The following is a 14,257-nucleotide window of genomic DNA, read 5'->3' as shown; positions in this document are numbered from 1 at the left end:
CAGTGCTGCAGACTCGGCACAGAGAAAGGCGACACTGATTTGCACAATCGCTGTACAGCTTCCTTCATCGATATTCGTCTAAGAGAAAGAAAGCCGGCACGCCGGCCGCATTCATCTCCCACATATCGTCATCGAAGAGAACCGTCATGCCATCCATCTGTGCCGCCAGCAAGTCTTCCCTTAACTTCAATCGTATCGGCAGACGCAGGCCGCTTTCGCATGCGATCGGCCTGCTGATTGCCACCGGCGCATTGGCCGGCAATGTGCATGCGCAGCAGGCATTCAGTCCTGCATGGTTCGCTGCGAAGGGGGCGGTACAGGGTAATGCAACTGCCACGGGTAAGCTACCAAACGGTATGCCGGTCTCAAACCTTGCCGGTTCGTCGGCGCAGAAGCAGGCGGCCGATGCCCGGCTCACGCAATCGCTGGGCAACCTTGGCATCGCCGCGCGCGCCATTGCCGCTCAGCAGGCGGCCGCACGCGCTGCTGCGTTGGCAAAAGCATCGTCAGTTCCTGACGGTCTGACCGAAGGTGGTCTCAAGATCGACACCAACTCGCTCACGGCGGGCTGGCTCAACGCCGAGGCGCCGATGCAGACTGCCAAGGATGGCAGGACCACCATCAATATCGAACAGACCGCCGAGAAAGCAATCCTGAATTGGGAGACGTTCAACGTTGGCAAGAACACGACGGTGAACTTCGATCAGCGCGCCGGTACCGATGTGAGCAGTGGTCGCAACCAATGGATCGCGCTGAACCGTGTAAACGATCCCAAGGCGCGACCATCGGAGATCCAGGGCCGGATCAAGGCAGACGGTTCGGTCTACCTCATCAATCGCAACGGCATCGTCTTCACCGGTTCCAGCCAGGTCAACGTGCGCAATCTGGTGGCGGCCTCGCTCAAGCTGACCGACGAGCAGTTCATGCGCGGCATCGCCAATCCGCAACGGTTTGAGGTGGCCGGCGGTAACGACATCATCATTCCGCAGTTCGGCGAATTTCCGGACGAAAGAAACACCAATACCGGCAATGCGCACGATCCGGGACCGGTGCCGGGCAATGTCGCGGTAGAGGCCGGCGCGGAACTGGAAGCGCATGGTGCGGGCAAGATCATGCTGTTCGCCCCCAAGGTCGGCAATGCGGGCACGATCTCGGCGCCTGACGGGCAGGTGATCCTGGGCGCGGGCGAGAACGTCTATCTGAAGGCGCCGAACGACAACGAGGAGAATGCCGTGCGCGGATTGGACGTGGCGGTGTCGGCACCGGCTTCGCGCACCTTCGGTTATTACCAAGTCGACGCGCAGTTGTTCAACCGGATCGCCGGCCAGCTGGTGATTCAGGAAACGATGGACATGATGCGCCAGCGTGCCGAGACGGTCGGTTACGAGGCCAGCAATCGCGGCGTGATCAGTGCCGAGCGCGGCAACATCACGCTGCAGTCGCACAGCGTGCGTCAGGGCGGTCTGCTGGAAGCGACGACGGCGCTGAACAATCGCAACGGTTCGATCACCTTGCGCGGCTGGGGACAGGGCTTCTACGCCTATTCGGAAGGCAGCGACATACGTCATCTGCTGGGCTGGGATGCGGGAACGGTGACGCTGGAATCGGGCAGCGTGGTGCGCATTCTGCCGGACGCGGGCGACACCGGCGAGATCGAACTGGCGGCGCTGAACGCACGCTACGATCGCAGCCGCGTGTCGTTGTACGGCAAGGTCGTGAACGTGCAGCGCGATGCCGGCGTGTGGGCGCCGGCCGGAGACATCGACGTGCATACGGCCAGTATTCCCATCGTGATGCAGCAAAACCGTTCTGCCGACGTGACGCCCAAATCCGACGGCAACCGCATCTACCTGGACAGCGGCGCCTTCCTGAGCGTGGGCGGTTTGCGGGATGTGCCGGTGCCGACCGAACGCAACTTCATCCAGGCCGAGTTTCGCATCAACGAACTGCGCGACTCGCTGCTGAATCGAGAGGGCTGGCTGCGCGGTCAGAAGGTGGTGGTGGATCGGCGCAAGGCAGGCATGTTCACCGACGGTCCGATGGCCGGCGTGAAATGGGTGGACGGGGAAGAGGGCGCCTGGGTGGGCACGCGTCTGGGCGACATGACCGGCTGGCTCGGCGTGGGCAAGACCGACCTGCAGGAGCTGTCCACGCAGGGTGGCAGCATCTCGCTGGTCACCAGGAACGGCGACGTCATCACGCGTTCCGGCGCCCTGCTGGATGTGTCGGGCGGGTCGGTGCGTTATACGGGCGGCTACGATACCAGCACCATGCTGCGCACGGCGAGCGGACGCATCTACAACATCGGTTCGGCGCCCGAGAATGAAATCTATGTCGGCCTGGCCGGGCAGTACGTGCTGGAAAACGCGCGCTGGGGCGTGACCGAGCGTTACGCTTCTCCGCTGATGGCGGGCAAGCGCTACGAGTCTGGCTATACCGAGGGGCGCGATGCCGGCGACATCGTGATCAAGGCCGGCCGCAACCTGATACTGGAAGGCGATCTGTGGGGCGGCGTGACGACGGGCGACCGGCAGGCTGCGCAGGAGGTGCCACATACGGGCGGCAGCCTGACCATAGGCGGCAGCATGTCGCAGGATTTCACATGGTCGCTGGGCCGGCTGTTCATCAGCGCGGCGCCCCGGCTGCTGCCGAAAGACTTTGCATTCGACTCGCCGGAACTGGCGGACTGGTTCCGCTATTTGTCCGGGACGGAGACGGGCGACCGCGACGGACGCATCAAGCAGACCTGGCTGTCGGACGCGATGCTCGGTGCATCGGGGCTGGGCGAATTCAATTTCTACGTGACCGACGCTTCCGCGATCGAGGCCGGCACCCGGCTGGAGCTGTCGCCCGGCGCGTCGTTTACGCTGGGACAGGTGGAAGGCGCAGGGCCGGACATTCTGGTGGCCGGCGTGCTGCGCGCCCCGGGCGGCGTGATCGGCGTGGGTACCGATGGCCGCGTGACGCTGGCCGCCACCGGCCGTGTCGACGTTGCCGGCGAATGGCGCAACGGTCTCCAGGACGGTTTGCCGGCACGTGCCCTGGCAGCGGACGGCGGTCAGGCACAGATACTTGCCGGCGAACTGCGGGCCGAAGCCGGCAGCGCCATCGATGTGTCGGGTGGCGGGCAGGTCTACGGCAAGAACGGGCGGCCCGTGCTGAGCGTCGGCGATGCAGGCCGCGTGATGTTGTGGGGCGTGAGCGACGAGAGCGGTCTGGAGAATGTGAGCCTGCACGCATATGCGGCAGGATCGGGCGGCGCACTGGAACTGACGGTAAACAGCAATGTGCAGATCGGCGGCGCACTGGCGCAGGATGGCACGGATACCCTGTTGCTGCCGGCCGGCCTGTACGGCGAACGCGGTTTCCGTTCGTTGACGGTGGAGGCGCAGGGACACGACATCATCGTGCCGGAAGGCGTGACGGCGAGACAGCAGGCGCACGTCGTCAATCTGACGCCGGAAGACTATGTGCAGGCATCCACCGGCACGTCGCTGGCGGAACTGGGCAGCATCGGTCACGCGCCTTCCGACGAACGGCTGGCGCGTGCAACGGGCGGGTTGTGGCTGTACGGGCAGCAGATCGACGTGGCGGCCGGCGCGACGCTGGCCACGGATCTGGGCGGTACGCTGAAGATGGCGGGATCGCCTGCCGGTGGAATGCATGGAGAGGTCAACGTGCGCGGCACGCTGGAGGCACCTGCCGGCCGTATCGACATCGAAAGCCAGTCGTTGTCGCTGCACTCGGGGGCCAGCCTGCTGGCGCGCGGCGAGTCCATGATCGACGACACCGGCGCGCGCGGCCGTCAGGGGCGCGTGCTGGCCGGCGGACAGATCGTGCTGCAGGCCGAGAGCCTGAATCTGGCGCGCGGTGCGCTGGTGGATGTGTCGGGCAGCAGCGGCTGGATCGACGTGCCGTCCGGCGGCCTGTTTGCCCGCGGCGATCTGCAGGCGGTACGGGTCGACAGCAATGGCGGCCGTATCGAGATCAAGGGCAATGGCATCGTCGAGAGCACCCTGCTGGCTGCCGCGGGCGGGCCGGGGGCCATGGGCGGCAGCCTTCTGTTCGGTTATACCTCGTCTGCGCCTGTCGGCGGCGGGAATTCGGCATCCCAGATTCTGGATTTCCTCAAATTCCTGGACCCGGACTGCAATGGCCTGGGCGACTGGGCCAACTGCACCATGACCGATCCCTACAAGGCGGTCGGCTGGGATATCGACGCGGTGTTCTACTGGGGAACGCCGATCGTCCTGTCGCGGGAGTTTGTCGATCTGGTGGTTGCCGCAGCGGCGGGCGGCAGCACGTCGCAGTTCGTGCTTTCCGACAGCCATCCGCTGCCTGCTGCAGGGACGGGACCGCTGAATCCCGGCAACTACGGCTTGAGCGATGCCGTGCTGGACCTGTTCCGTGACAACTATTTTGGTTCGGACATCATGCGCGACGTGTTCGTTCCGCCGCACGATGCCAGCCTGATCGTGCGCGCCTCGGCATTCGCGCGCGGCGGCTTCGCCGACCTGACGCTGCGTTCGACGGAGGACATGCCGATACGGATCGATCCGGCCTCCCTCGTCATGGGCCGCTCGATTTCACTGGACGGGCGCATTGCCTCCACCGGCGAGGGCGCGGTCACATTGCGCGCGCCCGTCATCAGGCTGTCCGGCAGCATGGCCGAACAGCCGGTGGCCGACGGGCTGGCAGGCAGCCTGTCGCTGGAAGCCGAACTGATCGACATCGAAGGACTGGCGTTCGGCAAGGCGCACGGCGCGCGTATCAGCGGTTACGCCGAGACGCTGATGCAGGCGCGCGACATTCGTCTGGGTACCCTGCCGGGCGAGCGTGTCAGCGTGGATGTGGACGGTGCCCTGACATTGCGTGCCGGGCAGATCTATCCGGGAACGGCGGTGCAGGCGACGGTACGCGCCGCGACGACGCTGCGCACCGAGCGTCTCGGCGACGCGGTCGCGCCGTTGTCCGCAGGCGGCACGCTGGTGCTGGCCGCGCCGGAGATCGTGCAGGCCGGCGTGCTGCGCGCGCCTTTCGGCCAGATCACGCTGGCCGCTTCGCACAGTCTGATCCTGGAAGCCGGCTCGGTGACGTCGGTGGCGGGCGGTTCCCATACCGTGCCTTATGGCGCGTTGAGCAACGGCGAATACTGGCTGGACCCGACGCAATACCAGATGCAGGGCATCAATCCGGCCGACTACCGGCTGGCCGCACCGCCGGAGAAGCGCATCGTCATGGAGTCGCCGGAAGTGGTGCTGGCCGAAGGTGCGCAGGTGGATATTTCCGGTGGCGGCGATCTGTATGCGAGCGAATTCGTGCCGGGCCCCGGCGGCTCGCACGATGTGCTGGCATTGCCGGGCATGCACGCCGTCCTGCCGGGTTACGCGGGCGTATCGCCGGTGGCGGGCGTGGATGCGGGGCGCCAGGTCTGGCTGTCCGGCGGCGACGGTCTGGCATCGGGCTGGTACACGCTGCTGCCGGCACAGTACGCGCTGTTGCCGGGCGCGTATGCGGTGCAGGATACGGGACGGGGACAATTGCACGTTTCCGCCCCCGGCGGTACCGACAGCGTACGCTACACCGACGGTTCGCTGTCCATGCATGGCCGGGAGCGCAATGCGGTCGACGGTTCGCAGCAGGCGTTCGGTTCGTCATGGCGCGTGATGCCGGGCAGCGTGGTGCGCGGCTACACCGAATACAACGAGGCAGGCGCAAACGCCTTCTTCTCGTCCGAGGTCTTCAAGCTGACGCAGTCCCGCTACATCGGCCAGATGCCGGTCACGCCGCGCCTGCCGCGCGACGGCGGCGCCGTGGTGTTCAAGGCCGGCGAGCGGCTGGTGCTGGACGGCAGTCTGCATTCGCAGGCCGCGTCGGGCGGTCTGGGCGGGCTGGTGGACATCGCCGGCGAGAAGATCGCCATCGTGGGCGCGGGCCTCGAGGCCGACGCCCTCCGTGCCGACGGCTACCTGGTGGTGGACGCGGGCAGCCTGACGGGCTTCGGCGCCGGCAGCCTGCTGGTGGGCGGCACGCGTTCGGGCGATCCGCTGGGCATGCGGGTGGACGTGACGGCCACGCATATCGTGGTGCGCAACGATGCGGATTCGGTGTTGAGCGGAGCCGAAATCATCCTGGCCGCGGCCGATGAATTGATCGTTGATGCCGACAGTCGCATTGCCGTGCGCGAAGGCAGCGGCGCCAGCCAGGGCGATCTGGTGGTCGCGCCGCAGCGGCAGGCGGTCTATACCGACCCCGACGGGAACCTCGATGACAACTGGGACGGCGTGATCGACGAGAAGGACGCTGCCGACGACGTGCTGACGGCGCCGGCCGCCGACTGGGGCGCCTTGCTGCGCGTGTCCAACGCGGCGGCTTCGCGCGTGGTGCGCCAGGGCGTGGACACGACGCTGGGCGGGCGCGTCAGCGTGGGGGCGAATGCCCGGATCGAGGGCGGTGCGGCGCTGCTGATCGATGCCACGCGCACCACCGATCTGGCGGCTTCGGCCGTGCTGTCGGGCACGGACCTGTCGGTGTCATCGGGACGCATCGGTTTTGGCGGCGGCAGCGACGGCATGGTGCTGGATCAGGCAACGCTGACGCAACTGTCGCGTTCGCGCCAGTTGACGCTGCGCAGCTATTCCGACTTCGACTTCCATCGCTCGGTGGACCTGACCGGCGCGGGGCTGCACACGGTGGTGCTGGACGGCGCGCGTCTGGTCGGACATGGCGGGCATGACGTACGGATCGACGGCAGCACCGTGGTATTGCGCAATACTGCGGCCACGGCCACCGGCGCAATCGTGGCCGCAGGCAGCGGCACGCTGGCGCTGAACGCCGACGAACTGGTACTCGGCGAGGGCGACAAGGCGATCGCCGGTTTTGCCGCCGTGATGCTGCAAGGCGCGCGGCAGATCGTTGGCGAAGGACGCGGCGCACTCGATGCCGGCAGCAGTGCTGTGACGCTGAACACGCCGTTGCTGACTGGCCGCGGCGGCGCCAGCCAGTCGCTGGGCACGCAAGGCGCGTTGCAGGTGTTGTCGGACGCCGGTGTCCAGACACCGGTATCGGCCGACAGCCTGGGTTCCAGCCTGGCACTGAGCGGCGGCAGCGTCGTCTTCGGCGGTCATGCGGCGATGCAGGGCGGTACCGTGTCGCTGACGGCCACGGCCGGCGATCTGGTGCTGACGGATGCGGCCCGCATCGACGTCGGTGGTCTCGCGCGCGCGATGTTCGACCAGATTGAATACGCTGATGCGGGGCGCGTCGATCTTTCCTCCCTCGGCGGCGACGTGCGCCTGCAGAACGGCAGTGTGATCGATCTGGCGGCGCAGGCCGGCGGCGGCGATGCCGGGCAATTGTCGGTTACCGCCGAAGACGGCGGCGCGGTGACGCTGGACGGCGTCATCCACGCGCAGGCCGGCAAGGGCGGACTGGCAGGCGCCTTCAATCTGGACATCGATGCCTTATCCGACTTCGGTGTCCTGGCGGCCCGTCTGGACGAGGCCGGCTTTACGCGCGCGCGTCACTTCCGCGTGCGCCAGGGGAACGTGGTACTCGACGGCGCGACCGCGGCGCAGGACTTCGTCCTGATGGCCGATCACGGCAAGGTTACCGTGCAGGGCGTGGTGGATGCGCGCGCGCCGTATGGCGGTTCGATACGCATCAGCGGCGGCAACGGTATCGCCGTCGGCGCGCAGGCCCAACTGCTGGCCGGCAGCACCGGCGAACTGGGCAGCGGCCGGGTCACGCTGGACGCCGTGGGCGGCAGGCTGGAAGCTGCCGCCGGACTGATCGATGTCGGCGGCGGCGAGCAGGGCGTGGTGCGCCTGCGTGCGCAGCGCAATGCCGCCAACAGCGACGTGGCCGCCGACCCGCTCGGCGTGCAGGTGCGCGGTGCGCGTCTGGCGGTGCTGGAAGGCACGCGCACCTACGACAGCGCCTCGGTCGATGCGATCAAGGCGCAGGTCGTGTCCGAAGGCCAGGATTTCGCGAACCGTGCTGTGGCCATTGCCGCCCGCGTGGGGAGCGGCTGGACGGTGGCGCCGGGCATCGAGATTCGCAGCAGCGGCGACCTGGACATGGCATCGGACTGGAACCTGTGGACCGATTTCAGTGGCGCGCGGGCCGGCAGCCTGACGCTGCGCGCGGCCGGCAATCTGAAGCTGCTCGGCCATCTGAGCGACGGCTTCGACGCGGCGGACCGCAGCGGCCTGCTGCAGACCGGAGATTCGTGGGGACTGCGGCTGGTCGCCGGCGCCGACCTGGGGGCGGCCGACGCGCTGGCGCTGCGGCCGCAGGCGTTGCTGGCGGCGGATCAGGGCACGATTACCGTGGGTACGGCCGACAGCAGCGAAGGCGCCGGCGATGGTGCCGGTTATCTGGTGCGCACCGGCACCGGCGACCTCGTCGTGCGTGCCGGACGCGACCTCGATCTGGCGCACAAGGAGTCGGTCATCTACACGGCCGGGCGACACGATACCACGACCTGGAGTGACTTCAGCACGGCTGCGCCCGATGCGGTCTATGCCGTGAACGGCGGTCATCTGGATATCGCCGCGCAAGGCAGCATCCGTGCGCGGCCTGCCGGTCAGCGTTTCGTGGAATGGCTCAAGCGGCAGGGCAATGTCGGTGCGGACGGCTACTTCGGTCCCTACGACGGCGGCCGTATCCGCAATATCCCCGAACCGCCGTTCTACGAGATCGTCTATGAAGATCCCGAGCAGTCGAGCTGGTGGGTGAACCACGGCGGCTTCGAGCAGGGCGTGGGCGCGCTGGGTGGCGGCAACGTGACGATCAGCGCCGGCGGCGACCTCGACAATCTGGTGGTGGTGCAGCCGACGAACATGCGCATGCGCGGCGGACGCAGCGCCACCGAAGCCATGCGCATGGAAGTGCGCAACGGCGGCGTCATGACGGTGGATGCGGGCGGCGCGATTCTCGGCGGCCAGTACTACGTGGCGCGCGGCGAGGGCCGCATCAGCGCCGACCGCACCGACATCGGCCATCGCGTGCTGGTGACGAAGGATGTGATCAGAAAGGAATTCGACATTGCTCCTGTACTTGCCGTCGGCGACGCCCAACTGCGCGTGCGCACTGCAGGCGACTTGAAGGTACAGACCCTGATCGACCCGCTTCTGGTGCGCAACGGTTGGGACGGTCGCGGCACGTGGACCGACCCGCTGCAGAATCTGGGTGCGCACATGAGCGGTTACACCGCCCGTACGGCGCTGGCATTGTCCTCCGTCAGCGGTGACGTGACGCTGGTTAACCAGGGCGAATTCGTATTCCGCGACGTCGCCTTGCAAAGCTGGACTACCGAGGTCGACAATCTTGCCGGGGCTGGCGGCAATCTTTATCCTGCTCGCTCGCGCGTCGTTGCACTGAGCGGTTCGGTGGGAATCCAAGGCCCGATGTTTGTCATGCCGGGTGAACGCCAAGAACTTGCCGTACTGGCACAGCAGGATCTGCGTTTCGTGGATCGGGACAGCGTCGTGTTGCAGAATATCCTGTCGAATTACTCCACTTATGTACCCGAGATCGTGATGGCGCGCGTCAGGCCCGATGCCGTTCCCACGCCTTACCGGCCGCGGTATACCGATTACGGCACCCTGAACAGCCTGTTGCGTCACCTGCCGCCGTACTACTCCTACACGGATGATCCGGCCACGCTGCCGCTGGTGGACGATTTCGAGCCGGCGCGCCTGTACGCGGCGCAAGGTTCGATCACGGAGCTGAAGCTATACGCCGCCAAGCAGACCTGGATGCGGGCCGGACGCGATATCCGCAACTTCAGTGTCGAGGCGCGCAACCTGCGGTCTGGCGACACGACCTGGATGGATGCCGGCAGCGACATCGTCACCATGCTGATGCCACTGCAGCAGTTCCGCAGCTCGCCGTCGCTGGTGCGGGTCGAAGGTCCGGGCCTGATGCTGATGACGGCCGGCCGCGACGTTTACGCCAACGAAATGATGGTGCAGACGCTCGGTCATCAGGAATACGACAGCAACAACCGGCCGGTGCCGGACTCGCAGATTTCGGGGCTGTCCACGCAGGGCGCCGCCATCACGATCATGGCCGGCCTCAATCGGGACGTGGCCTACGATGCCTTCGCCAGGGCCTATCTCGACCCGGCCAATGTGGCAGCGATGCCGGACTATCTGCAATCGACGGTGGATGGCGCGCTGCTGCCTGCCTATCTGACCGATGCCACCGAAACCCGCCGCGACGACTTCGAGAAGACCGTGCGCCGAGGCCTGGTCTCCTACGTGGCGGAGATCACCGGCGAGACGCTGGCGCCGCTGGCGGCCTGGGAACGCTTCAACCGCTTGCCGGAACTGACGCGGCAGCAGTTCGTGCGCCGCGTGTTCCTGCAGGAGCTGCGCGATGCCGGCCGCGACCAGAACTATCCGGGCCAGGATGGTCTGCCGCGCAACGGCGGCTACAACCGCGGCTATGCGGCCATCGACACCCTGTTCCCGGGCGACGGCTGGAAGGGCGACGTGATGGCCACCAGCCTGTGGCTGCGTACCCAGGCCGGCGGCGATATCCAGGTGCTGACGCCGGGCGGCGGACTGCAGGTGGCCGCGCTGGGCGCCACCGTTCTGGAAGGCGCGGGTCTGGTGACGCTGGCTTCCGGCCACATCAATCTCTTCGCCCATGACGACGTGACGGTCAACCGCTCGCGCGTGCTGTCCTTCGTGCCCGAGGCCGCGCGCCAGGGCAGCGACCAGATCGTCTGGTCGAGCCAGGGCGACATCGACGCTGGCCGTGGCGCCAAGACGGTGCGGGTACCGTCGTCGCCGGACGTCGTCACCGACGAGGACGGCAACACGCTGATCCTGGAACGTTCGGACATGAGCGGCAGCGGCATCGGCACGGTGGGCGAGGGCGACGTCGATCTGGTGGCGCCGGAAGGCACCGTCAACTTCGGCGACGCCGGCGTGCGGGTGGCAGGCAACTTCAACGTCGCCGCGCTGCAGGTGCTCAATGCGGCCAACATCGAAGTGCAGGGCGAGGCCACCGGCCTGCCGGTGGTGGCGTCGGTCAACGTTGGCGCACTGACCGATGCCAGCGCGGCGGCCAGCTCCGCTGCCACGGCGGCGCAGGACATGTTGCAGCGCGACCGTAACACGGCGCGCCAGAACCTGCCGTCGATCTTCACGGTGCGCGTGCTCGGCTTCGGCAGCGAGCCGGAGGAAGGCGCGGCGCGGCCGACGCCGGAACGTGGCGCCGGCTATGACAGCGGCAGCGCGTTCCAGGTGCTGGGGCAGGGCGACCTGCCGCCGTCCCGGATGGCAAGGCTGACCGCGACCGAGCGCGAGAACATGAAGAAGTGAGGTGAGGCAGCAGGATATTTAATGACGGTTTGATGACAAATTGCGGTTTTGCCGCTTCTATTCCGTCTAGTAGTCATGGCCGTTTCTGCGCGGGCGTCGGAACGACCATGACACGAAGGAACAAGGGAGCGGAAAAGTGGAAAGAATCGGTCGGTACGGCCGGTATGCGGACAAGGCATGCATGACGACAGGCATGCTGATGGCCTGCATGTTGATGGCTGATGTGTCGCCGGCGAGCGCGCAGGCGAATGTATCTTCTGCAAGGGCATTGGCGATCGATGCCCATGCCAGCGGCGTGTTTCTCAATCGGCAGGGCGACGTGCTGACGGCCGCGCATGCGGTCGAGCGATGCGGGACGGTGTACGTCCTCAAGGATGGCCAGGTGGTGCAGGCAAGCGTGCGTGCCATCGACGCCAGCCTGGACCTGGCGGTCTTGTCCACCACGCTAAAACCGTATCTGAGCGCCACGCTGCCCCTGACGGACCCGGCCACGCATGGCGGCCAGACGGTCTTTGCCGAGGCCCATGCCGTGCTGCAGCGTTTGTCGGAACGGCACGCGCTGCTGAGCAATGCCGTCACCATTGCGGGGCGGGATGGCTTGCAATTGCTGTCCGGCGCCAGGCAGGGCGCAAGCGGCAGCGGCGTGCTGGGCAGCGCAGGACTGTTGCTGGGCATGGTGGTGGAGCGCGTGCCGGTCGGGCTTACGGGCTACAACGCGCCGATCACGACCTTGAGCAAGAGCACCACGAAGCTCGGTGCCGCAGGCTCGACCGCGGTGCGTGCGGTCGGCGTGGCGCAGATCCGGCAGTTTCTCGATGCGTATGCGATTCCCTTTGCGGTCAGCGACCAGCCCCAGCTCGGACCGCATCAATCCCCGGCAAGCCGCGCAGCCACGCTATCGGCTGGCATCGTGTGCGGCTGACCTTGTTTCCTGGCGACTCGATCAACAGACTTAATCCCTATCGTGACGGACATTCCATGCGCAAAAACAATGAAAACCCTTCCACTGCCGCACCGCTCTCCTGGACCAGGCGCCTGGGCAATCGCGCCCTCCGGATGCTGGGGATCGTCGGCCTCGGCCTGAGTGTTTCCTCTTCGCCGGCACAGGCACAGGCGCCTGCCGCGCAACCGGTGCCGCAGCACTGGATCAGTTACGCGCAGATGGCGAGCAATCAGTTCGAAGCGTGGCTCGGCAACCCGGATGACGAGTCGGTTCAGCGCCTGCATGCGTGGATGCAGGAACGTCTGCTTCAGGATGGGCCGCCGGTGCCGACCTCGCTGGTGGTGCGAGTCTGGGTCGAGCCGAACGGCCGCGTGGGGCGAATGGAGTTCGCGTCCTTGGGACAGAACCAGGCCGATGCCGATCTGCGCAGCATCATGACTGCGCAGCCACTATCCGAACCTCCGCCGCCCGACATGCGCCTGCCGATGGTGCTGCAACTGTCGCTGAAGATGGTGACATCGTCGTGATGCACGCACTTCGCCGATGACGATGAAACGTCCGCTGTCTGTACCGGCACGGCATGCGGCTGCGCGGAACGGCGCAGGTCGCCGGGTTCTGGTTTGCGGCCTGTTGGCACTGACCATGGCGAGTATGGCAGTGGGTGTGACGGGATGCGCTGCGACCCAGCGCGGCGTGCTGTGGAGCGTACCGGATTTTTCTGCGATGGCGCGTACCTACGGTCCGGCGGTTGTCAATATCGGCGTTGCGCGCGAGGCATCGGCAACGCGACCGCACGGCTTCCCGCCGCAGGGCGGCACCGACGACGGCAGCCTCGGTTCGGGATTCATCGTCAGCGAGGACGGGTTCATCCTGACCAATGCGCACGTGGTCGCGCGCGGCAGCCAGATCATCGTCAAGCTGACGGACCGGCGTGAGTTCAGGGCACAATTGATCGGCACGGACAGCGTGGCCGATGTGGCGTTGCTCAAGATCGAGGCCCGCGGCCTGCCGACGGTGCGCATCGGCGATCCGGAACGCACAGAAGTGGGTGACTGGGCACTGGCGATCGGCTCGCCCTACGGCTTCAGCAATTCGGCGACGGCGGGCATCGTCAGCGCCAAGCGTCGGATTCTGCCTGGCGCGGAATACATGCCGTTCTTGCAGACGGACGTGCCTGTCAATCCCGGCAACTCGGGCGGACCGCTGTTCAACCTGAACGGCGAGGTGATCGGCATCAATGCACGCATCTACAGCAACAGCGGTGGCTATCAGGGATTGTCATTCGCGATTCCGATCGACGTCGCGATGGACATCAAGCGGCAACTTCAGACGAAGGGCATGGTGACGCGTGGAAGGATCGGCATCTCCGTGCAGGAAGTGGGACAGGCGCTGGCGCAGTCGTTCCAGTTGCCACGACCGCAGGGGGCGTTGATCGGCTATGTCGAGAAGGGAGGCGCCGCCGACCGGGCCGGCATCCGTTCGGGCGATGTCATCATGAGAATCGGCACCCGCGACGTGGTGCAGTCGGCCGATGCGCTGATCCATATCGCGGGCCTGACGCCGGGCCAGCCGGCGCCGTTCCTGATTTGGCGCGACCGCACGCAGCAGGTGCTTCAGGTAGTGCCGGACCGCTTCGATCTGCCTTCATTGCCGGCCCGTCAGGCGCGGTCGGAAATGCCCGGGCCGCTGGGGCTGGTGGTGCGGCCGCTGCTGGTGCAGGAACAGCAGGTGCTACGCATCGACGGCGGCCTGCTGGTGCAGCGGGTCAGTGCGGCCGTGTCCCGGGCTGGCGTCAAGGTCGGCGATATCGTGCTGGCGGTTAACGGGCATCCGGTGGCCGGTATTCCAGCACTGCTGGAAGAGGTCGGGAACGCAGAGGGCGCGGTGGCGCTACTGGTGCAGCGCGGTTCCGCGCGCCTGTTCATTCCGATCGAGCTGCCGCAGTCCGACGGCGACGTCGCCGAGTAGAAGCCGGCGC

Annotated in this window: 4 protein-coding genes; all 4 read left to right on the top strand. The window is 66.6% G+C overall.

What is annotated here, in order from left to right; translation table 11 throughout:
* Nucleotides 1-146: 146 nt before the first annotated feature.
* The 4 genes from IEV38_RS00475 to IEV38_RS00460 all read left to right on the top strand — a co-directional run bounded on the left by IEV38_RS00475 (nt 147) and on the right by IEV38_RS00460 (nt 14,247).
* Entirely contained in the window at nt 147-11,336 is an 11,190-nt protein-coding gene (locus tag IEV38_RS00475) for a filamentous hemagglutinin family protein (RefSeq protein ID WP_188394214.1), read from the top strand.
* A 181-nt stretch (nt 11,337-11,517) separates the two neighbouring features.
* Nucleotides 11,518-12,258: a S1 family peptidase gene (locus IEV38_RS00470; RefSeq protein WP_188394213.1), complete on the top strand. Its 741-nt coding sequence runs from the start codon at nt 11,518-11,520 to the stop codon at nt 12,256-12,258.
* A 56-nt stretch (nt 12,259-12,314) separates the two neighbouring features.
* The gene (locus tag IEV38_RS00465) at nt 12,315-12,806 is read left to right on the top strand and encodes a YbaB/EbfC family DNA-binding protein (RefSeq protein WP_188394212.1); all 492 of its coding nucleotides are present in this window, start codon (nt 12,315-12,317) and stop codon (nt 12,804-12,806) included.
* 115 nt (nt 12,807-12,921) lie between these two features.
* Complete coding sequence (locus tag IEV38_RS00460) at nt 12,922-14,247, top strand: trypsin-like peptidase domain-containing protein (protein WP_188394211.1); 1,326 nt, start codon at nt 12,922-12,924, stop codon at nt 14,245-14,247.
* Nucleotides 14,248-14,257: the final 10 nt, after the last annotated feature.

The organism is Oxalicibacterium flavum, assembly GCF_014635065.1.
In the GTDB taxonomy this organism is placed as follows: domain Bacteria; phylum Pseudomonadota; class Gammaproteobacteria; order Burkholderiales; family Burkholderiaceae_D; genus Oxalicibacterium; species Oxalicibacterium flavum.
The sequence above is the reverse complement of the archived record's forward strand: the minus strand, read 5'-3'. Positions and strand labels throughout refer to the sequence as shown.

What these genes read in the sequence shown, in the direction of transcription:
- IEV38_RS00460 (WP_188394211.1), top strand. Translation starts at nt 12,922, where the DNA reads ATGGCGAGTATGGCAGTGGGTGTGACGGGATGCGCTGCGACCCAGCGC.
- IEV38_RS00470 (WP_188394213.1), top strand. Translation starts at nt 11,518, where the DNA reads ATGACGACAGGCATGCTGATGGCCTGCATGTTGATGGCTGATGTGTCG.
- IEV38_RS00465 (WP_188394212.1), top strand. Translation starts at nt 12,315, where the DNA reads ATGCGCAAAAACAATGAAAACCCTTCCACTGCCGCACCGCTCTCCTGG.
- IEV38_RS00475 (WP_188394214.1), top strand. Translation starts at nt 147, where the DNA reads ATGCCATCCATCTGTGCCGCCAGCAAGTCTTCCCTTAACTTCAATCGT.